Source organism: Novosphingobium sp. (assembly GCF_032093395.1).
GTDB lineage: Bacteria > Pseudomonadota > Alphaproteobacteria > Sphingomonadales > Sphingomonadaceae > Novosphingobium.
Genome location: NZ_DAMDBA010000053.1, coordinates 12884 through 35562, shown reverse-complemented (window position 1 = coordinate 35562; position 22679 = coordinate 12884). Strand labels below are relative to the sequence as shown.

Sequence of the window (22679 nt, the reverse complement as noted above, 5' to 3'; positions counted from 1 at the left end):
CGCGCGTCTCGCCATTGGCGATCGCGGCCTTCACGTCGTCCAGGCCCGGATCGGCGTAGAGCTTGCCGAGCTTGGCGGCATCGGGATTGGCCACCCACATCGCCGCAGACGACAACAGCATGACGCGCCCGTCACCGAACGGCTTGAGCTTCGCCAGGCGCTCGGAAATGCTGCCCAGTTCCATGTCCACGCCTGCAACCCCGATCACGCGGTCGCCCGACTTCACCGGCTGCGTGATCGAGGTCATCAGGATGGTCTTGCCTTCGATATCGTAGGCATAGGGATCCACGATAATCCCCTGGCCGCTCTCGAACGCCTTGCGGAAATAGGGCTGCTCGAAGGCATTGCTCTCGTTGTTGGGAGACTGGGTGAGAACGCCGTTGCTCTTGACCCAATAAGGACTGAAGTTGCCGTTTCGGCTCGATCCCGGTTGGCCGCCCTTGCCCGCGTCGCCGCCGTCCCACAGGTCGGGCGCGATCATGGACCAGGCGCCAAGCGCCATTTTCGACTTGAGCAGATCGGTTTTCAGCACATTCGTCGCCACGCCGCGATCACGTGCACCGCTGAGGTGCATGTTGCCCAGCGACGAGGCAAGCGTGCTGGCGGTCGCCTCGAACTTGGCGATGTCGGTCCTGACACGATTGCCTTCGGCATCCGCCTGGGCAATCGCGGACTGGTCCGACAGCAAACCCACCGCCGACCGGGTTTCGAACACCACGGCGGTGAAGCCGAGCAGGAGCAGCACGGCGATCGCCAGACCGGCGACCGTCATCAGCTTGCCCGCAATGTGCATGCGACTGAACAAGTCTCTCATATTCCAGCTCCAGGAAGTATATTAGAAAGCCGCGGCAAGGGACAGGAGCGCGGCGGCATCGGCGGCCGGATTGTGCCGCAAATTGGTGTCCACATAGGATAGTCCCACAGTCACTTGTCCGAAGGTGGCGTCGGCTCCCAGCGACCAGTCGTAATATCCATTGGGATCGGGGCTGATAGCGCCCCTGCTGCGCCCCCCATGCGCCTTCAGCGTCAGCGGAGTGCCCGGTATCGGCGCGGCGGTCTCGCCGTAAAGGTAGAGATGATCGCCACCAAGCGCGGCCTGGTTCCAGCTATAGCCGGAACCCAGCGTCGCACTGAAGGGGCCGAAATCGTGCGCGAGCCGAGTGGTCGTCTCAAAATATTCGATCCTCCCAGGCCCCTCACCACCCGGATAGCTGTAATACGCCAGCGCGACGTCGAGCGTCGTGCGAGAGGCGACCGTCCCGGCCCATCCGGCATAGAGATCGACTTCGGTAGGCCCGTAACGATCGCCCATGTCGAGCGACGCCGCCCATGTTCCCACATAGACGCCGCTTTCATGCGAGAGGTTGACGGTTGCCTGGACGGATGGATCCTTGCCCGTCAGGGAAATGCCCCGAAAGCGATAGTCGCTGATAAGGGTGGCCGCGCCAGATACTGTAAAATCGGGTGTGGTTTGCGCCTGTGCGGCAGCGGACATGACGGTAAGCGCCAGGGCAAGCCCGGCGTGGCAGGGGGAACGCATGGAAGTCCTGTTTTGGGACGAGGGGGACAGGGGCATTATAGGACGCCCCGCCCGGTCCCAGGCTTGAGCGCCTGACCCTCTTTCTCCATTCCCGCTTACGAAGGCTTACAAGGTATTCATTTTACTAAACAAAAATTACCGCCGGGCAGCCGGAAAACGGCCACACACGATGCCCCCCTACGCCGGGACCAGCTCTACCGAGGTGTCCGGACGTGTAACTGCCCCGATCTCGGCCCGATCGAAAGGCGTGCTCTGGTAGATCTCGTTTATCCAGTTCCCGAAGAACAGGTGCCCATGGCTGCGCCAGGCATTGATCGGCGCACAGGCCGGATCGTCGTCGGGATAGTAGTTGGCCGGAACCGGGCCGCCGTCGCGTTCGAATTCGCCGGCCAGGGTGTCGCTGTCGTATTCAAGGTGATTGAACATCAGTAGCGCGCGATCCTGCGGGTCGTGGAGCAGGCACAGACCGGTCTCCTCGCTTTCGGCAAGGATCTGCACCCCGCCATCCAGCGGGAGATCCTCCGCGCGCATTTCGGTCCACCGTGACACGGGTACGGCGAAACTATCTGAAATCCCGCGCAGGAAGGGCGAATTCGGCGCGCGATTGCGATGCGGGAAGACGCCGAAGGCCTTGGCCGGCAGCTCGTGCTTGGGAACGCCGTGGAAGTGGTGGAGGAAGGCTTGCGCCGCCCAGCAAATGGTCAGGCAGCTATGGACGTTGGTACGCGTCCAGTCGAAGATGCGCTGGAGTTCGGGCCAGTAGCGCACGTCCTCGAAAGCCAGCCGCTCGACTGGAGCGCCGGTGATGATGAAACCATCGAACCGCTCGTGCTCGACATCCCGCCACGGGCGGTAGAATGCTTCGAGATGCTCGGGCGAGGTGTTGCGGGCGACATGGTCGCTGATCCGCACCAAGGTCAATTCGATCTGGAGCGGCGTTGCGCCGAGCAGCCGGGCGAGCTGGGTCTCGGTGCTCACCTTGTCGGGCATGAGGTTGAGCAGGCCGATGCGTAGCGGCCGGATGTCCTGCCGCACCGCATCGCTTTCGCGCATCACGGCCACGCCTTCGTTCTCCAGGATGGAGCGGGCGGGCAGGTCGTCTGGGATCTTGATCGGCACGTTGCGTCGGTCCTCGTTTCGGAACGACGCTGGTGGCTTGATCCGTTGGTTGCCGGCTCGGCCACATCCTCCCGCCGGGAGTGCCACCTTGCCCGGATCGGCAGGTTGGCGTTGGGCGTCGTCCCAACTCTTGATGCTGCGCCGGGTGATAGACGCTTCGGCGCGATCTTGCAACGGCCCGCCTTGATCGGACTGGAAACGATGACCGCATACCCGCCCCGGCGCGATTGACGGATAGTTGAATCGAGCCTAGCGGCCGGACAGCAAAGCCAAAAATCACTTCGCCATCACCTGCCGGCGAAATCGGCTTCGCGACCGCTGCGGCACTATGCTAAGGATCTTCGAATGAGTTTGCCGGCCGCTGCCGTGGCGTTGTTGATGACGGGCCCGTCGATGCCCGACGCTCCCGTACATCTGGTCGATCTGCAAGTGGCCAATCTCCAAGCGGCATCCCGCCCGTTGCAGCTTGCCGAAGCCCAGGCCGCTGCGCCTGCGGCCGGAGCGGCGATCCCCGCGCCGGTGACGACGGGCGAAATTGCGACACCTTCCTCATCCGATCCCGTTCAGGCTCAGCCACCCGTAGCCGATCCTCTGGCCCCCGCCCCGACGCCTCCGGCTCAAGCCGCTCCGGACCAGCCCGAATCGGAAATCGTCGTCACCGCGCCGCAGCCGCCGCCGCCCGGCGATCCGCTGGAGCGGATCAACGCCGAGTCCTTCAAGGTGGTTCAGTCCGTCGACAAGGCCGTGCTGGAACCAGTGGCCAAGGCCTACAACAAGGGGCTGCCGCGCCCCGTCCGCAAGGGCCTGCGCAACTTCTTCACCAATCTGGGCGAGCCCGTGGTGTTTGCGGCTTTCCTCTTGCAGTTGAAACCTGGCAAGGCCGCCGAAACCGCCGGGCGCTTCGTGATCAACACCACGCTTGGCGTGGGCGGGCTGATGGACGTGGCTAAGAAGAAGCCGTTCAACCTGCCATACCGCCCCAACGGCGTGGCCAACACGCTGGGTTACTACGGCGTCGGTCCCGGCCCTTACATGTATCTTCCGATCATCGGCCCGACGACGCTGCGCGACATCATCGGCGATTCGATCGACAAGCTGCTGCTGCCTGCGGCGATCGGCAAGCCCTTCACCAACCCGGAAGTGGTGATTCCCATGACCGTCGTCCGCCAGCTTGGCGAACGCGCGGCCTTCGACGAGCGGATCAACGAGATCCGCGAGGAAGATCGACCCTACGCCACCTATCGCGACCTCTACCTCAAGCAGCGCCAGGCCGAGATCGACGCGCTTCACGGCCGCGTGACGCCGGGCGTCGTGCCGGTCTACGGCCCCGGACTGAAAGTGCCCGGCAAGAAGGATCGCGACAAGCAAGGTGAGGCCGTGCAGCCTGCCACCGGAGAGGCTGAACCTGCTCCGGAGACTGCGCCTCCTGTTACCCCCGCTCCCGCTGCACCCGCTGCGGACGAGACCATCCCGGCTTCGCCCGCCCCGGCACCTGCACCTGCACCTGCACCGGTTCCCGCACACTGACACGGTGGATCGGCCGGGCTAGGGTGCGTGGGTGGCAATTCGGGATGATTGCGGCTAGTCTGCAATCTCCCACCCGCGTCGACGAGACAGCCCCGCATCGATGATCCTCCCCAGGCGTCCCCGTTCGGCACTTCGTGCTTTTCTGCGCGGCGAAGCTTCGGGCGGAATCCTGCTGATGATTGCAGCGGCGCTGGCGCTGATCGTCGCCAACAGTCCGCTTGCGGACAGCTACTTCCACGCCCTTCACGTGAAGATCGGCCCGATGTCTCTGGCTCATTGGATCAACGACGGGCTGATGTCGCTGTTCTTCCTGCTTGTGGGGCTTGAGATAAAGCGCGAATTCGTGGACGGCCACCTGGCCAAATGGTCGGATCGTGCGCTGCCCGCCATTGCCGCCGCCGCCGGCATGATCTGCCCGGCGCTGATCTACCTGGCGATCGTGGGGCCCGGATCGGGGCTGACGCGCGGCTGGGCCATCCCTGCGGCTACGGACATCGCGTTCGCCATCGGCGTCATGGCCATGTTGGGCAAGCGCGTCCCCGCCTCGCTCAAGCTGATCCTCACGACCATCGCCATCGTCGACGACATGGGGGCGGTGGCGGTGATCGCCCTCGCCTACACCTCGCAGATCCACGGCTTGGCCTTGCTGGCGGCGGGCGCGATCATGGGCGTGATGTTCGTGCTCAATCGCATCGGCGTGAAGCACCTCTGGCCCTACCTCACACTTGCCGCGATGCTCTGGCTGGCGGTGCTGCTGTCCGGCGTGCATGCCACGATTGCCGGCGTGCTGGCTGCAAGCCTCATTCCGATCCGCATCACCCCCGGCGCGCCGGACAGTGCGGAATCCCCGCTCCATCGTCTTGAACACGGCCTTCACGGCTGGGTAGCCTATGGGATCGTGCCGCTGTTCGGCTTCGCCAACGCCGGCGTTTCACTGGCAGGCCTGGGCGCCGAACATCTGCTGGCGCCCCTGCCGCTGGGCGTTGCCGGAGGACTGTTCCTGGGCAAGCAACTGGGCGTGTTCCTGGCTATCTGGCTCTGCGCGCGCCTGGGCATCGCCCAGCGCCCGAACGGCGCGACCTGGGTGCAGACTTACGGCATGTGCCTGCTCTGCGGCATCGGCTTCACCATGAGCCTGTTCGTGGGCGGCCTGGCCTTCAACGACCCGGTGCTGATCGATGAGGTCAAGATCGGGGTGCTGGGAGGTTCGATCCTGTCGGCGCTGTCGGGCTTCGCGGTATTGCGGTTTGCCGCGCGCCATCGCGGCACAGCCGGTGGACGCGCGGCAACGGCTTGATCAACGCAAGGAAGGGGAAACGCGAATGACAGAACGCCGTGGACCGGTACTCGTGGCGACAGACCTTAGCGCGCGTAGCGATCGTGCCGTGGATCGGGCGATCCAGCTGGCCGGCCAGTGGCAGGTCGAGACTTGCGTGGTCCATGCTCTCCGGCCCGAGGAGCGGGTGGAGGAAAGTCAGGTACGCGACACGCTGCCATCGCACCCCGCCAATGTCCGCGTCCTCCTGCCAAGGGGCCCCGCGCCCGACACGATCGCCGATGTCGCGCAGGATCTCGCACCTTCGCTGATCGTCACCGGCGTCGCGCGGTTCAACCATGTCGGCGACTATTTCGTGGGCACCGCGGTCGATCACATCATCCGCCATGCTTCCGCGCCGGTGCTGGTGGTGAAGCAGCGCGAACGCGGCGCCTACAAGCGTATGCTCGTGGCCGTGGACCTTTCGGCGGACGCCCTGCACACCTTGGGCATCGCCGCCGAACTCTTCCCCGACGTGCCCGTCGAGGTCGTCCATGCCTATCACGTCCCGTTTCGTGGATGGATCGATTCCGACGGCATGCGCGAGGAACTGCGGCGGGAGGCCAGCGCAAGACTCCGGACCTTCCTTGCGGAACCGGCCTTGCCCCGAAGCCTCGCCAAACGCACGACCTCGCATCTCGATCTCGGCGCTCCGGACGAAGTGCTCGCCCGATCGATCGAACAGTTCAGGCCAGACCTCGTCGTTCTCGGCAGCCGCGACCGCAGCGGGTTGGCGCAGGCCACTTTCGGAAGCAACACCTCAGCCCTGCTCGGCTGGATTCCGGCCGATACCCTCGTGATCAAGAGGATGCCGGAGGACTGAAGGCTGGCTGCCCGGCCCTATAGTTCTCCCAAGCCGAAACCCAGCGCTTCCAGCAAGGCCGCGCGCGCAGCCCGACAGCGATGCCAGAGATCGGGCTCTCCGAGATCGTTCGGCGCGATGCTTTCCGGCCATTCCCGTTCTATCACCGCTTCGATGCGGTCGCAGGCTCGCTCATCCAGAAGGAAGCGGCGGTCGATCGCGGCCTCCGCCTCCGGCGATACCGCCAGGCGCAGCCGCAGGCAGGCGGGGCCGCCGCCGTTGCGCATGGATTCGCGCACGTCCACGATCTCAAGCCGATGGATCGGGTTGTCGGCGGCCAGCACTTCCTCCAGCCACGACCAGACGGCAGGCTCGTCCCGCGCCTCTCGCGGCAGGATCAGCGCCATGCCGCCCTCTGGCAGGGTTACGAGCTGCGAGTTGAACAAGTAAGTGCGGATCGCCAGGCTCAAGCTGATGCGATCCGAAGGTGCCTCGACGATCACCGCGCCGGGCACCCGTTCGCGCAGGATGCTATGCACGGCTGCGCGGTCGCCGAAAGCCTGCTCATGCGTGAAGAGCACGGTTTCGTTGGCGACGGCGACGACATCGTTGTGGAAGGCGCCAGCGGCGATGGCGATCTCGCTTTGCGGAACCAGGGCATGGTCGATTGCGGCAAGGCCATGCCGCCTGGCAACGGCGGCGCTGGCCGCACGGTGCTGACGCGACGGAAAGATCCGTCCGTCGCTGGCCCGCACCGGTCCTTCGCCATGGACGAATATCTCCAGGCTGCGCGCAGCGTGGCTTTCGCCCAGGCGCATGAAATTGGCCGCGCCTTCGTCTCCCAGTCCCGCCGGCAGCGCCGGATGAACCGCGAAGAAGCGCTCGTCCGAGAAGGCGAGGCGAAGCTGGCGGAAGGTCTGCTCCGCTTCGATACCGCGATGAAGCATCGTCGAGAGATTTGCCACGCTGAGGTGACAGCGACCATCCGCCGTGTCGGGGGCGGGAGACACTGTGGCGGCATTGGCGGTCCACATGGCCGATGCGGAGAAAGCGTTGCGCAGCAGGGCCGGCTCCTGCTGCCATGCGGCCCGCAGAACCGCATCGTCGCTTCCGGAAAAGCCGAGGCTGCGCAGCCAGTCGGCATCGGGCCGGGCATGGGGCAGGAGAATGCCTTGCGGCAGGCCGAGTTCCAGCATCCGCCGCATCTTGCCCAGGCCCTGCAAGGCAGCCGTACGCGGAGCCGAAACCGCTCCGGCATTGACGGCAGAGGCGATGTTGCCAAGCGACAGGCCCGCGTAATTGTGGCTCGGCCCGACCAGCCCGTCGAAATTGATCTCACGCATTCCCGGCGCCTCCTGCGACATTTGCCTGTTCGCCATGATTTCCGATCGCGCCTGGTTTAGAAAGCCTGAAAATACGGGTTATCCAGTGAGTTCAGGAACGAACCACGATGGTCGCCGGGAAAAGCCGCCCATCGCCATGCCGCATCCAGCCATGATCTGTAATGGAACCAGCGGCCCGGCGCACGGTTGATCGAGGACATTCCTTTATCGGGCGCCCCCCTGCCATGTTCGAAATGCCGACTTCCACCGAGCCTCACAGCTTCGACCCGCCCCCCGAGGCCGCGGCGTTCTATGCCGACAGCCTGAAGCTGCTCGGCTCATGGGACATCCCGTACCTGCTTTCGGGGACTTATGCGCTTACCTGCCATACCGGCGTGGTGCGGCCCACCAAGGACATCGACGTGTTCTGCAAGCCCGGCGATGCCCCCCGCCTGCTCGCCCGGTTCAAGGAGGCCGGCTACGACGTGACGGTGGAGGACGAGCGCTGGATCGCCAAGGTCTGGTCCGGCAAGAGCTTCTTCGACGTCATCTTCAACATGTCCTCGGCCTCGATCCCGATCACCGACGCCTGGTTCAGCGAAGTCTTCACCGCCGAAGTCTACGGCACCGAAGTGCGCATCACCCCGCCCACCGAATTCATCGTCTCCAAGGCCTTCATCCAGGATCGCTACCGCTACGACGGGGCCGACATAGCCCACACGATCCTGCGCATGCACGACCGGATCGACTGGCATCGCCTGCTGTCGCTGATGGAGCTGCACTGGGAAGTCCTGCTGCTCCATGTCCTCAACTTCCGTTTCATCTATCCCACCGAACGCGAGGCGATCCCCCGCTGGCTGTTCGATACCTTGATGGAGCGCATCCGCGCGCAGGCCGAGCTGCCCCCGGCCGAAGTGCGTATCTGCCGTGGACGCCTGTTCTCTCCGCGGGACTATGTAATCGACATCAGCGAGTGGGGTTTCGCAGACCTCGTGGGCAAGGGACTGGACGAGAAGCATGAACGACATGTCTGACACGCTCCGCCTCGCGGCGATCGGCGACCTCCACGTCACCGAGCAGGACGGGGCCTCTTATCGCGACCTGTTCCGCGAAATCTCCGACAATGCGGACGTGCTGGCGCTCTGCGGAGACCTCACCAATTTCGGCAAGACCGGGGAGGCGGAGCGGCTTGCCGCCGATCTTTCCGCCTGCTCGATCCCGGTGGTGGGCGTTCTTGGCAACCACGACTACGAATGTGGGCAGCCGGAGGAAGTGGCGCATATCCTGCATCAGGCGGGCGTCACGATCCTGGGCGAGCAGGCGGTGGTGGTGAAGGATGTCGGCTTCGCGGGTGTAAAGGGCTTCGTCGGCGGTTTCGGTCGCGGGGAACTCGGCGCTTTCGGGGAAGCCGCGATCAAGACTTTCGTGGACGAATCCCTGAACGAGGCGCGCAAGCTGGAGAATGGATTGCGCTCGCTGCGGACCGAACGCACCGTCGCCGTGCTGCACTATTCCCCGATCGCCGAGACGGTGCAGGGCGAGCCACCGGAAATCTTCCCCTTCCTGGGCTCGTCGCGATTGGCCGATGCGGTCGACCGGTTCGAGAACGTCAAGGCCGTGGTTCACGGCCATGCGCATCGCGGCACTTACGAGGGCAAGACGATGCGCGGCGTGCCGGTTTTCAACTGCGCACAGTTCGTGGTTTCGGCGAAATTCGGCAGGCCTTACGCATTGCTGGACGTCTGAGGCGACAGGCACGGTAAGATGGACGCGGCCGAGGTCTTCACCAAGCTGAAGCTGGAACTGCGGCCCGATCCCGGCCGCACGGTGATCCGCCCTTTCCATTTCGCCTACCCGTCTGCTTTCGCCGGGCAGCATCCGCCCCGCCCGCGTGTGATCGTGGAGCGCCTGCTCTCGTTGGAGGACGACGTGCGGGAACGCATGATCGGCTTCGTCATGGGTCCGATGCTGGCACGCCATCGCAATGCGGAGGCGGTGTTCCTGCGGCAGATCGAGGGGCTGGAGGATGAGCTGGGCGACATCTCGGGCCTGAACCGGCGCGATCGACTGTTGCTTGGCGCCTATCTGAGCCAGGAATATTCCTTCGAGTCCGCCGCTTTGTTCAACCCCAGCATCGTGCGCCTGCCTATGGAGGAAGAAGCGGCAGCGAAAGAGGACGGCGTGCGCTTTCTTCTGTCGCTGCGCGGCATTGGCGAAGGGCATATCTCCTCCGTGACGTTCCGCACCGGCTGCTGGGACGGCGGCGAAACGGTCACGATCGACGCGGCCAGCCCCAATTGCTTCCCGCCCCGCATAGAGAGCGATAACGAAGGCTGGGTCCGGCTACAGTGCGAGGATAGCCGGGACGTTTCGGAAACCGTTATCTTCCCCGTCCTTCCCAACCAGCGCCAAGGCGTGGAAGACTTGCGCATGGTCGTTTTTACCGAAGACGACGGACAGCGCTTCCTGATCGGCACTTATACCGCCTACGACGGTCTTCAGGCGCGACAGGAAATCCTGCGCGGCGTGGACTTGCGGACATTCGAGATGCGCCCGCTGAGCGGGAGCATGACCGGATACAAAGGCATGGCGCTGTTCCCCCGGAAGATCGACGGCCAATACGTCATGCTGGGCCGCCAGGATGGCGAGAACATCTGGCTCCTGCGTTCCGACGACCTTTTCGCCTGGGATACGGGAGGACCGATCATGGCCCCGGCTTACCCTTGGGAGTTCGTACAGCTCGGAAATTGCGGCTCCCCGATCGAGATCGAAGAGGGTTGGCTTGTGTTCACCCATGGCGTGGGCATGGTGCGCGGCTATTGCATCGGCGCCTGCCTGCTCGATCGCGACGATCCCTCGCGCGTGCTGATGCGCACGCGCGCGCCGCTGATCTTCCCCAGTGCCGAACAGCATGGCGGTTACGTTCCGAACGTTACCTACAGCTGCGGGGCCCTCGTCCATGACCGCCGCGTTCTCCTGCCTTACGGGGTGGGAGACGAGCTTACCGCCTTCGCCGTGGCGAATCTCGACGATCTGCTGAACGTCCTCGTCCCGGCCTGATACGGCCAATCTCCCTCTTCCCACGACGCCCGGCGATCACCATGTTCGCGTCCAAGGAGAACCACCCATGCCCACTTACGAAAAGACCGAAGCGGCCATCGCCCGCCTGACGCCCGAACAGTTCCACGTCACCCAGCGCAGCGGCACCGAACGCCCCGGCAGCGGCGAGTACCTCGACAACAAGAAGCCGGGCATCTACGTCGATATCGTCTCCGGCGAACCGCTCTTCGCTTCCTCCGACAAGTACGAGTCCGGCTGCGGCTGGCCCAGCTTCACCAAGCCGATCGAACCGGCCAACGTGAACAACCTGGTGGACCGCACCCACGGCATGGTCCGCACCGAAGTGCGCTCCGCCCATGGCGACAGCCACCTCGGCCACGTTTTCGAGGATGGCCCGATCGATCGCGGCGGCCTGCGCTATTGCATCAATTCCGCCTCGCTTCGCTTCGTCCCGCGCGAGGACATGGAGGAAGAGGGTTACGCCAGCTATCTCGATCAGGTCGAGGAAATCGACTGATAACGGCTCGAACCCGCCGAATGCCTATCTTGCCGCATCGGTGAGATAGGCGCGCGGCTTCACGTCGCGCATCGCCAGCGTGGTGTTGAAGTGGCGCACGCCGGGCAGGCGACGCAGACGATTGCGCAGGAAATCGTCGAGGTCCGGCACGCCGCCGGTCATGACATGGAGCATATAGTCGAAATCCCCGACGACGGCATGGCAGGTCAGCACCGCCGCTTCCTCGCTCACCGCCCTTTCGAACGCTTCGTGACGGTCGAACTCGATGGAGACATGGACGAAGGCGCTCGTCGCCAGTCCGATGGCGGAAGGTTCGATCACCGCGCGATAGCCGGTTATCACCCCGGCTTTCTCCATCGCCTGCACGCGCTTCCAGCTCGGCGTCTTGGACAGGCCCGCCACTTCCCCCAGTCCCGCAAAGCTCAGCCGCGCGTCGTGCTCCAGCGCCGCGAGGATGCGCCGGTCGACGGGATCGAGTCCGGGAACTCCGCTCATCGGAACGATCGTTCCGTCGATGAACCACTATAAATCACGAACGTTCTTCCCATCACAGCCTTGCCCCATAAATTCGGACCAATGTCCCTCATGCGCAGTGCTATTGTCCTCCCATACAAACTCCGGGGACACAACATGGAACGCCGCAAGGTCTACGAACTGCTCGAAGCGCCCGCCGCGCTCGACTACGAAGTCTATCTCCAGACCGAACGCCTGCTGACCTGCCAGAAGAATTTCGACGATCTGGCCAATGCGGATGAGCTTCAGTTCCAGATCGTCCATCAGGTCGAGGAGCTTTGGATGAAGCTGATGGCTTACACCATCGTCGCCGTGGACGAACACATGCGCGAGAAACAGGCGTTTCGCGTCACCACCCTGCTGGGCCGCTGCCAGAAAATCCTGCGCATGATGACCGATCAACTGGCCCTGCTGGAAACGATGTCACCCAAGGAATACCAGCAGATCCGACTGCAACTCGGCAATGGCAGCGGGCAGGAATCGCCCGGCTTTCGCGTTCTGCTCCGGATCATTCCGGATCTATGGCAGACGTTCGACCAGGCCTATGTCACCGGAGCGGGGCGCACCGTGCGGGACATCTACGATCACGGCTACGCCCATGACGACGCCTATGCCGTTGCCGAAGCGCTGATGGAACTGGACGAGCTGTTCGGCAAGTTCCGCTGGCATCACCTGTTCCTGATCCACCGTTCGATCGGCATGGGATCCGCCTCCCTCAAGGGACGTTCGGTAGACCTGTTGCAGAGCGGCGCGAAACATCGCTTCTTTCCGAAGCTCTGGGACGTGCGCGTGGAAATGACCGACGAATGGGGCCATGACTACGGCCGTGTCCGGGAAAGCATTGCGGAAAAGGCGAGCCACTGACCGATGAAAGACCTATTCCACGTTCCACCCGGTGGCCCTTACCTGCTCAGCCATTCGGTGGGCTGCCTGCCCCGCTCGGCCCGGAACGCCCTGGAGGCGGGCTATCTGTCGCCCTGGGAGACCACGGGCGGCGCCGCGTGGGGCCCTTGGCTGGAGACGATCGAAGGCTTTCGCACTGCGCTGGCCGGTATGATCGGCGCCGATATCACGGAAGTCGCACCCCAGCAAAGCGTGTCGTCCGCGCTGTTCTCCCTGCTCTCCGGCTTGCGTCCCGCCGATGGTCGCAACCAGGTGCTGATGTCGGAACAGGCGTTTCCGACCGTGGGCTACGTCGCCCAGGGACTGGAACGGCTGGGCTTCGAAACCCGACTGATCCCGGCGGCGCAGTCTCCCGGTGATGCCGAGACCTGGGACCGTCACCTCGATGCCGGCGTGGCCGCGGTCGTGGCCATGCATGTCCATTCCAACACGGGGGTCGCCTCGCCCATCCCCGAGATCGCCGCCATGGCCCGCCGCCATGGCGCGCTGTCGATCGTCGATGTCGCCCAGTCCGCCGGCATATTGCCGGTGACCCCGCGCGAATGGGGCATAGACGCGCTGGTGGGATCGAGCGTGAAATGGCTCTGCGGCGGCCCCGGCGCGGCATGGCTATGGCTGCGGCAAAGCCTGACGACGACGATCGAGCCCCTCGACCTCGGCTGGTTCGGGCATGAGGATCCTTACGAGTTCGACATCCGCGCGTTCCGTCACGCACCCGATGCGCGCCGGTTCCAGGGCGGCAGCCCCTCGATCGCGCCCTTCGCGCTTGCGCTGGCAGGCATCGAGACCATAACGGGAATCGGCCAGCGCGCGATCCTCGACCACAACCGGAACTGCATTGCCGCCTTTGCAGCGGCAGCCGATCGGACCATCGACATGGACGGCCGGGGCGGCACGCTCTGCCTGGAGTTCGAAGACGTGGCGCGGCTTCACCAAACGCTTGCCCCACGCGGCTTCCGCTACGACGTGCGGGGGCGATGCCTGCGCGCCTCATTCCATGCATGGAATGAACCGGAAGAAGCGATCCTCCTGGGTCGTGCCATTGCCGAAGCGGGACTGGAGTTCCGCCTGGCGTCCTGAAGGCCGCCGTTCGGCCCGCTCTGCCAAAGTTCCGGAAGACGCGAAGACAGCAGGCAATGTTTGCATCTGCAAACTTATTCTCTACTGTTTCAGTTGAGAATACCTCATATAGAGCTGTCTCCCGTTTTTCCGGAGCTTGCCGAACATGCCCGTCAACCTGCCTACCAATCTCCTGCGCAGCTTCGTGGCGATCGTGGACACCGGCTCGATGCTCCATGCCTCCGAACGGGTCTTCGTCAGCCAGTCTGCGCTGAGCCTCCAGATCAAGCGCCTGGAAGAGCTGCTCCAGCAAGCCCTGTTCCATCGCGAAGGGCGAAGATTGACCCTGACGCCTTCGGGCGAACTCATGCTGGATTACGCACGCAAGGTGCTGAACCTGCATGACGAGGCGGTAGCCGCGGTCACGGCCGGCCAGTTCACCGGCCCGGCCCGCATCGGCATGGTGCAGGACTTCGCGGAAATGCTGCTTTCCGGCCTGCTCGCCCGGTTTGCAGAGCTTCATCCCGATGCGCAGCTATATTCGCGCGTGGCCGGCACTGCCGAATTGCTCGGCCAGTTGGAGAACCGGCAGCTTGACATCGTCCTGGGCTTTTCGGCCAATAACGATCCCAGCGCCATCGCCAGCACGCCGATGGCTTGGTACGGCAAGCCCGAACTCGCACAGCAGGACGTCGTCCAGATTGCGGTGCTGGAGCCGCCCTGCCGCTTTCGCGAAGCGGCGATCCGCGCATTGGAGGATGCGGGCCGCCCTTATCGCATTTCGGTGGAGACGCCCAATCTCACCGCGCTGCGCGCCGCAGTGGACGCCGGGCTGGGCCTCACCTGCCGCACCCCCCTGTTCCTTCGCGATGCCCCGCTGACGGAGAGTGGCCTGCCGAACCTCCCGAACGTATCCTGCATCTTGCAGACGGCTCCTGGGCTGGACGGACCGACCGGCCAACTGGCGAAACTTGCGCGAGAGGTCGTCACCGCGCTGCAACCGGCCTAGGTGAGGCTGCGGACCTGTCGAAAATATGCAGTGCACGTATCGACAAGATGGTGGTGGATCGTGAACATCGGTGGCAGCGGATCGAACCGATTCAGCGCGCCATGCAACATCCGGCCGACCGGCCAAGGAGTACCGATGACTTCCTCGACGATCCGTTTTCCGCGCAAGTCGCTCCGTGTGCTCGCGGTCGGCAGCCTGCTCGGCGCATCGGCCATGGCGATGGCTGCCCCCGCCCCCGCCCCCGCCGCGCCGAAGTTCGACGTTCAACGCATTTCCAACGACATCAAGATCCTCTCCAGCGATGAATTCGAAGGCCGCGGACCGGCGACCGCCGGCGAGAAGAAGACGATCGACTACATTGCCGCACAGATGAAGGCCGCAGGGCTCCGGCCTGCCGGAAATGACGGCTCCTGGTTCCAGAACGTACCGCTGCGCATGTCCAGCATCCAGGGTTCACCTACTCTCTCGATGACGATCGGCAGTGCTGCCACGCCCCTGTCGCAGGGAGAGCAGATTGCGGTCCGGGCTGCCGAAACCGGGCAGAATTCGGTCGACCTCAAGGATCTGCCGCTGGTTTTTGTCGGTTACGGCGTCAAGGCGCCGGAACGCGGTTGGGATGACTTCAAAGGCGTGGACCTCAAGGGCAAGATCATGGTCGTCCTCGTCAACGACCCAGACTTCGAAGGCGGCGAAGGCGATTTCGGCGGAAAGCTGATGACCTACTACGGCCGCTGGACCTACAAGTACGAGGAAGCCGCGCGCCAGGGCGCCGCAGGGGTTCTGGTGGTTCACGAAACCGAACCCGCCTCCTACGGCTGGGCGACCGTGAAGAACTCCAATACCAATACGATGTTCGACATCGTGCGCGCCGATCCCAGAACTGCGCACACCCAGATGGAGGGCTGGATCCAGAAGGATCTCGCGGCGCAGCTGCTCAAGACGTCGGGCATCGATTTCGAGGCGGCCAAGGCAGCGGCGCGCAAGAAGGATTTCCGGCCCATTCCGCTCAAGGCAACGATGAGCGCGAATTACGGGGTCAAGTCGGAGGTCATCACGTCGTACAATGTCGCCGGGCTGGTGAAGGGGTCGAAATATCCCGACGAAACGGTGATCTATTCGGCACATTGGGATCACCTCGGCGTCGGCCTGCCCGATGCCAAGGGCGACCGCATCTACAACGGCGCGCGCGACAACGCTTCGGGCACTGCCGCCTTGCTTGAGCTGGCCCGCGCCTACGCCAAGTCCAAACCGGAGCGCTCGGTCCTGTTCCTGGCCGTTACCGCAGAGGAAAAGGGCCTGCTCGGCTCCGAATACTATGCCGACAATCCGTTGCGCCCGCTGGCGACGACGGCCGGCGTGGTCAACATGGATGGTCCGCTCTCGATCGAGAAGACCACCAACTTCAGCATTTCGGGCGCAGCCAAGCTCGATCTGCTGACGATGCTCACCGAGGAAGGCGAAAAGCTGGGCCGTCACTACACCCCGGACGCCCGGCCCGAAGCAGGAAGCTTCTACCGCTCGGACCACTTCCCGATGGCCAAGCGCGGCGTTCCCGCGATCTCGTTCAGCCCCGGTCGTGAACTGGCCAACGGCGGCGATGCGCGGGGCAAGGAACTGTCCGATGCGTACACGCGCGACAAGTACCACCAGCCCGCCGACGAGTACGATCCCAACTGGAACACCTCGGGTTGGAACAGCGACATGACGCTGCTCTATGGCGTCGGCAATCGTCTCGCGAACAGCCGCGACTGGCCGAACTGGTCGCAGGACAGCGAGTTCCGCGCCGCTCGCGATGCCAGCGGCGCCTCACGGAAGTGACGAAAGCATCCGTTCCGGCCGGGGAAACCGCGCCGGAACGGACCAGCTATCCGCGAAACCAGAAAGGACCGATCCGGCAACCTCAGCAGAGGTCTGACGGCGGGAATCCCGCTGCGCTTTTTAATCGAGCGATATGAATAACTTCGGGCTTGCAATGCAATTCCGCCCCGCAGACTTACCTTATCGGCAGGCGCGGATGTCTTTTGGAATACTGCGAATTTAACACCGCAATGACTTTATTTTCACTTGTTCCGAGAGGTGCTCTGCGGCAGCAATTCATAGCGACGAAACAAAGAACATCGCGCATTTCGATACCTACCCTCGGGTCGCACTTTCATGTTGAGAGGCAAAGTCTTCCGGCGTGAAATTCTGAAAAAATGGCCCGAAGGCAAAAACCTTCGGGCCAAGGAATAGGGCTGCTCTGTACGAGCCGCCTTCGGGTCGCAATTTTGATGTACGCCTCCATACGGCGATCGTGCGTGACCGGGATCACACCTCGGCCGGATTTCTTGATAAGCATTCTCATATGCATCCTCACAGGAATGCTCGTAGGAAACCTTATTGTCCTGCTTCCCCTACCGGACTTGAATCGGCTAAGCTGGAATCAGTCGTGCGGCGAGTGATCGTTGCGGCTGAGGGGCATCTCATTGGATTTCGAAGTTCAGATCGAGGCGATACGAGCGATCTTCCGGTGCGATCGGGCTTCCGCCGAAGCGCTCGCGCGCGTCCTGATTCCCCAGCGTCTTTCCGCCAAGGACATCCTGGCGCATCAGGGCGAGCCCTCGCACAATTGCTGGCTGGTGATCGACGGCGCCCTGCGCGTGGAAACCTATGGCCTGGAGGGGCAACGGCAGCAGGTTGCCCAGCACGGGCCGGGCGAATTCTTCGGCGCCTATCCCGCCGCCACGGTGCACAGGGCGGAGATCAGCGCCCTCCTCGACTGCCAGCTTCTCTGCGCCGAAGCGCCTAAAATCGCCGAACTGGTGAGTGGTAACGTCCAGATCGCCGCCGGGATGGCGCGTCTTCTGGCACGGCAACTCGATCGCGCGCTGGACCGCATGGTGACGCGCATGACCTATAGCGCCGCCGGCCGCGTCTATGCCGAACTGATCGCCCTGGCCGATGGGCGGGACCGGATCGTGCCGCCGCCTCGCGTGACGACCCTCGCCCTCGGGGCAAACACCACGCGCGAAACGGCCTCGCGGGCTATAGCAGCGCTGATCAGGCGGGGTATCATCAGTCGCGACGATGATCAGCTGACGATCAATGCTCCGCGCATGCTTGCGGAACTGATTTGCTGAAAACGAATCGCGGACGCGATTGCGGCTTTTTCAGATAGCGGATCGGGGACAAAATAGCCCGATCGGCACATCCCCCATCGCCGTGACGATCTCTCCTGCCGATTCGAAGCGGCAGTCGGGTGTCAGCAGATCGAGCGCGGCAGCCTGGGGCCACGATGCGCAGATGCTGCCCGAAGGAGCTGCGCGTGCCAGCAGGATCGCCAGTTCGCAATCGATCTCCAGGCTGTGATCCAATGCGACGGCTCTTTGATCGAGGCCGAGTTGCAGATCGGGGGCGCTGCGGAGGACGGCAAGCGCATGATCCATCGCCGTCGGCAGATCCGCGAAGGCACGGATCGTTCCACCTTCCGCGAAAACTTCCTCGATCGGAACGTTGCCGGATACTGGGGGCAGCGGACCGGGCGATCCCAGGACAGCGCGGCTCGACGCTGGCGCCAGCCCACCGCCTCTCGGAGGAAGCGTGTCGTCCAGGACAAGCTTATGTACCGGCAGACCATGGGCGCGCCAATGGGCTTCCCACCCGCCAGCATCATCGGTTCCTCGCGAAACATGCAAGGCCAGCGCTCGCGTCGCCAAAATCCGCGCGTGGCGCAAGGCCAGGCCCATCGCCACCCGCGAACCATCCAGGATGGCGGCCTGCGAAAGCTCTGAATTGCCGCCGAGCACGTCGACGACGTCTGCTTCCTCGACAAGGCGGTCGAACCGTTCGACCCAGCGCATCCCATACTGGCGGACCGATATCTCCCGGAAGCGGGCGATCGATGTCGGCAAGACCACATGCAGGCGAGCGCCGCGTTTCAGGGCCAGCTCAGCCACCAAAATGTCTGCGCCAGCGGCCAAGGCACCGAAAACCGCGCCCGGCCGTATCTCGTCCAGCGCCTGCTCCAGCTTTGCCCGAGCCTCGCTTTCATCGTCCGGCAAGCCGATGATGCCGTAGAAATAAAGGCTTGGCGGCGGCTCCAGATGATCGAACAGGTCCGGCGAACGGCCCAGTCGCTTCAGTATCTGGCGAAACTGCCGCAGCGTGACGGCGTGGTCTTCCCACGCCTCCGGTGCCGCGGCCATGGCGTGCTCCAGCGCCTCGCGGCTGGCCTTGGCATCGTCGAGCAGCAACAACGCCTCGGCCTCGGTTGCAGCCAGCCAATAGCGGGTTTCCTGCTCATGCGCGCCGCTGCGCAAGATTTCCAGGATATGTCGGGCAATGCCGCGAGCCTCGTCCACCCGGTCGTTGAGGAAAGCGATGGTCGCGGCGTTGATCAGCGGATAGGTCGCCCGGCGATCGCCCGCTGCAGCAAGATAGGCTGCCTGCGCCTGCTGCAACAGCTGTCGCCTCTCGTCCCCCTCGCTCCGCAGCCCACGGTCCTTGAGCAACCTGCCCTTGAGGCTGAGCGCTTCGGGAGCCGACGATTGCGGCAAGGCGGATGCTTCGAACATCCGCCAGGCCCGCAAGGTGTCGCCGGCACGCGCGATCTGCCTAATTCTGGCAAGGGCAGGAAGAGTCACGGGTGCACCTCCTGCCGGGTTACTGTCCGCCGTTCGGCGGCGGATTCTTGATATCGGGATCGATGGTGAGCCCGATCCACTGCGGCGCGCAGCGCGTTCCCTGAAGCAGGTCGACGTTGATGTTGAAGGGATGCCTGGTCCCGAACTTGCCGCCGCGATTGAAGCGGGCCTGGAAGCGGACTACCTTGTAGCGGTCAAGTTCCTTGTCGTACTTGCTGTATTCAAGTCCGCCATAATAGGAAGACAGCGCTTCCTTGGTGGTGATCGCATCCCACTCCTTCGAGAAATAAAGCTGATCGCCCACCAGTTCGATTTCCACCTTGCTGTCGCAAGTAATGGGAATGTAATGCAGATCCTTCTCGCCGACCACCTCGTATCGCAACGCGATCGCGCAATCCTCTACCGCCAGGGTCACGCGGAACTGCACGACCTGCGCATCATCGGATAGACCAAGATCGAACGACGGCGATAGGCCGTACTGTGTATAGTTGAGCGTAGACATGAATTCACCTCAATGTTCGAAAGGCGCTGCCAGCTTCGCCTGCCAGAGTCGCCAATCATTGTTTTCCGGATCCGATGCGATAAGGCGCGCCACGTCCTGCATGGCTTCCTCCCGCAACTGTTCCGCACGGCTCTTTTCACCGAGACTATAGAGCAATTCCGCATTCGAATAGCGGGCCAGCATCCAGTCCTGCTGATAGGTTGCGTTCTTCGGGTCCATCCTGATCAATCGCCTGACGATCGCCGCCTGCCGGGACCGCTCCTCGAGCGCCTCGACATTGCGGCCCTGCACGCGCAGGGCATCGGCCATCCAGGCGTGGCGGTTGGCGATGTCGGCATCGAGGCTGCGGTCGTCCGGTGCCAGGTGTGCCACGCGTTCCATGGTCTTCAGCGCGTTGCCGCATTCCGCGAGTTGCTCTTCCGGTCCCTTCAGCGTGACTGCAATGGTGCAGATATTGCCCTGCGCGTAAGCCAGTTCGCGCCAATAGGCCTGATTTTCCGGCGCAAGCCGGACAAGGTGTTCGGCCAGAGCACGATAGGCGATGAACCGCGGCAGCGCCTTTTCATAGCGCTGGGCCATGAAATCCACATAGCCCAGCCAGAACTCGCTCTGGGCGTGGGCGAAAATGCGCGAGGGATCGCGCGGATCGGCCGCGAGGAGCGTGCCGGTGACGCGATGCGCCTCCGCGAACTTGGCCACGGCGCCCGCGTACTCTCCGCGCTTGTGATCGTCCTCGCCCATGGCATGGAGGATGCGGGCGCGGCGCTCCAGCGAATCCGCCGGCAGGGCGTTCAGGTCGGACTGATCGGCATAATAGTCGAGCGCCCGCTCATTTACGGAGCCCAGCACATCGAGACGGCCGACGCCCTCCAGCCTCTGTCGAAGGTCCGTCAACATGAACTCGATCAATCCTTCGGCCTGCTGTCTCTGGTGCTCGGCTTCCCTCTGCGCCCGAAGCGCGAAGATCAGCATCAGGGCCATCGATAGAGTAAGCAGGACCGTCAGGAGCGTGATGGCAATCACACGGCGCAATTGACGCTGTGCGTCGCGCTGGATGATCTGGTCGAGCGCGATGCCCGTCAGGCCCGCGACGATCTTCAGCCGGGCAAGCCTGGCCCCGTCGTGATCGGCGCGGAAGTCCGCCGCGATGGGTTCGTGCGTAACGCCGTTCGCATCCGGGCCGACCAGCGATACCGGGAAGCTCTCCTCCGGCTCTCCTTCCAGCAGCGCCGCGATCACCGGACGGTCCGGATGAAGGCTGCGGAACAGCTCGATCTCGGCGTCTACCCAGCGGGAATTCTTCGCCGCCGGGGAGCAGAGCACCAGCAATACGTCGGACTGCGACAGCGCCTGGCGCACTTCCTGGTCGAGGCTGGAGGCCGCTGCAAGTTCGGCCCGGTCGCGGAAGATCGGGGTGAGCCGGCGCGGCACCTGCACCGGGCGCGCGCCTACGCGGCTGACCGTGCCGACGAGGCGCGCCGGAATCCGGTAGGCTTCCAGCCAGCGGTGCAGCTTGCCGGCGAAGCGCTCATCGGCATGGCTATAGCTGAGAAACGCGCGGTAATGGCGCGTTTTCCCGCTTTCAACGATGTCTTCTTCCGCCATCATCGGCGACAAACGATCATCTACCAGTGCCCCATTACCCGCCGCCCCTCCCTACCAGATGCGCAAGACGGCGCAACGCGCGAAAAGCCTTGCGAAATCTCGATCGGTCGGCGGCCAGTTTCCGCCAATTCGCCTCTCGAATCGTGGAGCCGTTTGACTTCACCGGTTCGAACCATGATGTTCCGCTGAGGAGATGCGATGAGTCGGAACGGCACCAGCCCCGCGATGCGCCACATCGATGTGGTTCTCGACGCGGTACACTCGCCTAGCAGCGCGGGCGTTTCCACGGTGACCGCTTCGTGGTGCCGTTCGCTGCTGCATCATGGGCTCGATCCGGGAACCGCGGCGAAGCGGGCTCGCGTCGATCTCTCTACGCTGGGCCAGCGGCAGAGCGAACATGCCGCCTTGCTGGCGGTGGCGTCACCCGTTCTGGATCAGGTCTTCCGTTCCGTCGGCCGATCGGGCTGCGGGGTAGTCCTCAGCGATCCCACCGGCATAGTGCTCGATCGCCGGGTAGGCGCCGGTGACGCGGCGGAGTTCGATGCCGTCGGCCTGGTCGAAGGCGGGCGCTGGGGCGAAGCGGAAGAAGGCACGAACGGAATCGGCACATGTCTGTTCGAGGACAAGCCCGTCATCATCCACCGCGACCAGCACTTCGCCAGTCGCAATCTGAGCATCAGTTGCATGGACGCTCCGCTGCACGATCCGCAGGGACGCCTGGCCGGGGCGCTCGACGTATCGAGCTATCGTCAGGACCACGGCCCGGCCATGGCGGAACTGGTATCCGCGCTCGTGCGCGACGCGGCACGGCGGATCGAGCGGGATTACTTCTGCACGCACTACGCCGGATCGCGTATCGTGTTCCTCGCGGACGATCCGATCCATGGCACCGCGCTGCTGGCCACGGACCGGGATGACCTGGTCATCGGCGCCAGTCGCGGGGCCCGAGCGCGCCTGAAACTGAGCGATGCCCTGCTCCGGGGCCCTCGTCCGCTGGATCAGGTGCTGGGCGCGCAATCCCGCGGTCCGTCCTTCGAGGACAGCGATCGCACGGCGCTGCGCCAGGCGCTGGCTCAGGCGGGCGGAAACGCCAGCGCGGCCGCCCGGATTCTCGGCGTGGGACGAGCGACGTTCTACCGGCGCATGGCCAGGGCCGGTCTTTCGCGCTGACGGACCTCCGTTTGCCGATCAGATCGAGCGAAGTGTCTCGCCGTTGAGACAGTCGGCCGAGACAGTCCCTTCCCGCTTCTTTCGCAATCCATTC

Annotated in this window: 21 protein-coding genes and 1 riboswitch; of the genes, 13 read left to right on the top strand and 8 right to left on the bottom strand. The window is 64.0% G+C overall.

What is annotated here, in order from left to right; translation table 11 throughout:
- The 3 genes from RT424_RS16565 to metA form a co-directional block, all read right to left on the bottom strand.
- The coding region (locus RT424_RS16565) for a cache domain-containing protein (protein ID WP_313440537.1) at positions 1-814 on the bottom strand (814 nt) is incomplete at its 3' end.
- Positions 815-835: 21 nt separating this feature from the next.
- Positions 836-1540: a TorF family putative porin gene (locus RT424_RS16560; protein WP_313440536.1), complete on the bottom strand. Its 705-nt coding sequence runs from the start codon at positions 1538-1540 to the stop codon at positions 836-838.
- Between the two features lie 177 nt (positions 1541-1717).
- On the bottom strand, positions 1718-2659 hold the full coding sequence (metA, locus tag RT424_RS16555; protein ID WP_313440534.1) for a homoserine O-succinyltransferase: 942 nt from the start codon (positions 2657-2659) through the stop codon (positions 1718-1720).
- A gap of 35 nt (positions 2660-2694) precedes the next feature.
- A riboswitch (SAM-I-IV-variant riboswitch) is annotated at positions 2695-2801 on the bottom strand.
- A 203-nt stretch (positions 2802-3004) separates the two neighbouring features.
- Between metA and RT424_RS16550 the strand changes: the two genes are divergently transcribed.
- From RT424_RS16550 to RT424_RS16540, 3 genes are all read left to right on the top strand, one after another.
- On the top strand, positions 3005-4186 hold the full coding sequence (locus RT424_RS16550) for a VacJ family lipoprotein (RefSeq protein ID WP_313440532.1): 1182 nt from the start codon (positions 3005-3007) through the stop codon (positions 4184-4186).
- A gap of 100 nt (positions 4187-4286) precedes the next feature.
- Positions 4287-5483 (top strand): Na+/H+ antiporter NhaA, encoded by a 1197-nt coding sequence (nhaA, locus tag RT424_RS16545; protein ID WP_313440531.1) that lies wholly within the window; start codon positions 4287-4289, stop codon positions 5481-5483.
- A 25-nt stretch (positions 5484-5508) separates the two neighbouring features.
- Complete coding sequence (locus RT424_RS16540) at positions 5509-6324, top strand: universal stress protein (protein WP_313440530.1); 816 nt, start codon at positions 5509-5511, stop codon at positions 6322-6324.
- A 17-nt stretch (positions 6325-6341) separates the two neighbouring features.
- On the opposite strand, the gene RT424_RS16535 is transcribed toward RT424_RS16540, so the two are convergent.
- The gene (locus RT424_RS16535) at positions 6342-7682 is read right to left on the bottom strand and encodes an N-succinylarginine dihydrolase (RefSeq protein WP_313440528.1); all 1341 of its coding nucleotides are present in this window, start codon (positions 7680-7682) and stop codon (positions 6342-6344) included.
- A gap of 197 nt (positions 7683-7879) precedes the next feature.
- Between RT424_RS16535 and RT424_RS16530 the strand changes: the two genes are divergently transcribed.
- The 4 genes from RT424_RS16530 (at position 7880) to msrB (ending at position 11202) form a co-directional block, all read left to right on the top strand.
- On the top strand, positions 7880-8659 hold the full coding sequence (locus RT424_RS16530; protein WP_313440526.1) for a hypothetical protein: 780 nt from the start codon (positions 7880-7882) through the stop codon (positions 8657-8659).
- The gene (locus RT424_RS16525) at positions 8643-9371 is read left to right on the top strand and encodes a metallophosphoesterase (protein ID WP_313440524.1); all 729 of its coding nucleotides are present in this window, start codon (positions 8643-8645) and stop codon (positions 9369-9371) included. The genes RT424_RS16530 and RT424_RS16525 overlap by 17 nt, the downstream gene beginning before the upstream one ends.
- Before the next feature lie 18 nt (positions 9372-9389).
- Positions 9390-10685 (top strand): glycoside hydrolase family 130 protein, encoded by a 1296-nt coding sequence (locus RT424_RS16520; protein WP_313440522.1) that lies wholly within the window; start codon positions 9390-9392, stop codon positions 10683-10685.
- A 67-nt stretch (positions 10686-10752) separates the two neighbouring features.
- Complete coding sequence (gene msrB, locus RT424_RS16515; RefSeq protein ID WP_313440520.1) at positions 10753-11202, top strand: peptide-methionine (R)-S-oxide reductase MsrB; 450 nt, start codon at positions 10753-10755, stop codon at positions 11200-11202.
- A 24-nt stretch (positions 11203-11226) separates the two neighbouring features.
- Here msrB and RT424_RS16510 read toward each other — a convergent pair whose 3' ends face one another.
- On the bottom strand, positions 11227-11697 hold the full coding sequence (locus tag RT424_RS16510; RefSeq protein WP_313440518.1) for an Lrp/AsnC family transcriptional regulator: 471 nt from the start codon (positions 11695-11697) through the stop codon (positions 11227-11229).
- A 135-nt stretch (positions 11698-11832) separates the two neighbouring features.
- Here RT424_RS16510 and RT424_RS16505 point away from each other — a divergent pair, with 135 nt between their 5' ends.
- From RT424_RS16505 to RT424_RS16485, 5 genes are all read left to right on the top strand, one after another.
- Positions 11833-12579 (top strand): tryptophan 2,3-dioxygenase family protein, encoded by a 747-nt coding sequence (locus tag RT424_RS16505; protein WP_313440516.1) that lies wholly within the window; start codon positions 11833-11835, stop codon positions 12577-12579.
- Between the two features lie 3 nt (positions 12580-12582).
- Positions 12583-13698: an aminotransferase class V-fold PLP-dependent enzyme gene (locus tag RT424_RS16500; protein ID WP_313440514.1), complete on the top strand. Its 1116-nt coding sequence runs from the start codon at positions 12583-12585 to the stop codon at positions 13696-13698.
- A gap of 145 nt (positions 13699-13843) precedes the next feature.
- A complete protein-coding gene (locus RT424_RS16495) occupies positions 13844-14686 on the top strand; it encodes a LysR substrate-binding domain-containing protein (protein WP_313440512.1) in 843 nt (280 codons plus the stop codon).
- A 135-nt stretch (positions 14687-14821) separates the two neighbouring features.
- Complete coding sequence (locus RT424_RS16490) at positions 14822-16504, top strand: M28 family metallopeptidase (protein ID WP_313440510.1); 1683 nt, start codon at positions 14822-14824, stop codon at positions 16502-16504.
- Between the two features lie 647 nt (positions 16505-17151).
- Complete coding sequence (locus RT424_RS16485; protein ID WP_313440508.1) at positions 17152-17805, top strand: Crp/Fnr family transcriptional regulator; 654 nt, start codon at positions 17152-17154, stop codon at positions 17803-17805.
- A 30-nt stretch (positions 17806-17835) separates the two neighbouring features.
- Here the strand turns inward: RT424_RS16485 and RT424_RS16480 are convergent, their stop codons facing one another.
- From RT424_RS16480 to RT424_RS16470, 3 genes are read right to left on the bottom strand one after another with little or no spacing between them, the layout of a single operon-like run.
- Positions 17836-19308, bottom strand: a complete 1473-nt coding sequence (locus RT424_RS16480) for a TRAFs-binding domain-containing protein (RefSeq protein WP_313440506.1) — start codon at positions 19306-19308, stop codon at positions 17836-17838.
- Between the two features lie 19 nt (positions 19309-19327).
- The gene (locus RT424_RS16475) at positions 19328-19810 is read right to left on the bottom strand and encodes a nucleotide synthetase (RefSeq protein WP_313440504.1); all 483 of its coding nucleotides are present in this window, start codon (positions 19808-19810) and stop codon (positions 19328-19330) included.
- Between the two features lie 9 nt (positions 19811-19819).
- A complete protein-coding gene (locus tag RT424_RS16470) occupies positions 19820-21418 on the bottom strand; it encodes a toll/interleukin-1 receptor domain-containing protein (RefSeq protein ID WP_313440502.1) in 1599 nt (532 codons plus the stop codon).
- A 195-nt stretch (positions 21419-21613) separates the two neighbouring features.
- Between RT424_RS16470 and RT424_RS16465 the strand changes: the two genes are divergently transcribed.
- On the top strand, positions 21614-22585 hold the full coding sequence (locus RT424_RS16465; protein WP_313440501.1) for a GAF domain-containing protein: 972 nt from the start codon (positions 21614-21616) through the stop codon (positions 22583-22585).
- Positions 22586-22679 lie beyond the last annotated feature (94 nt).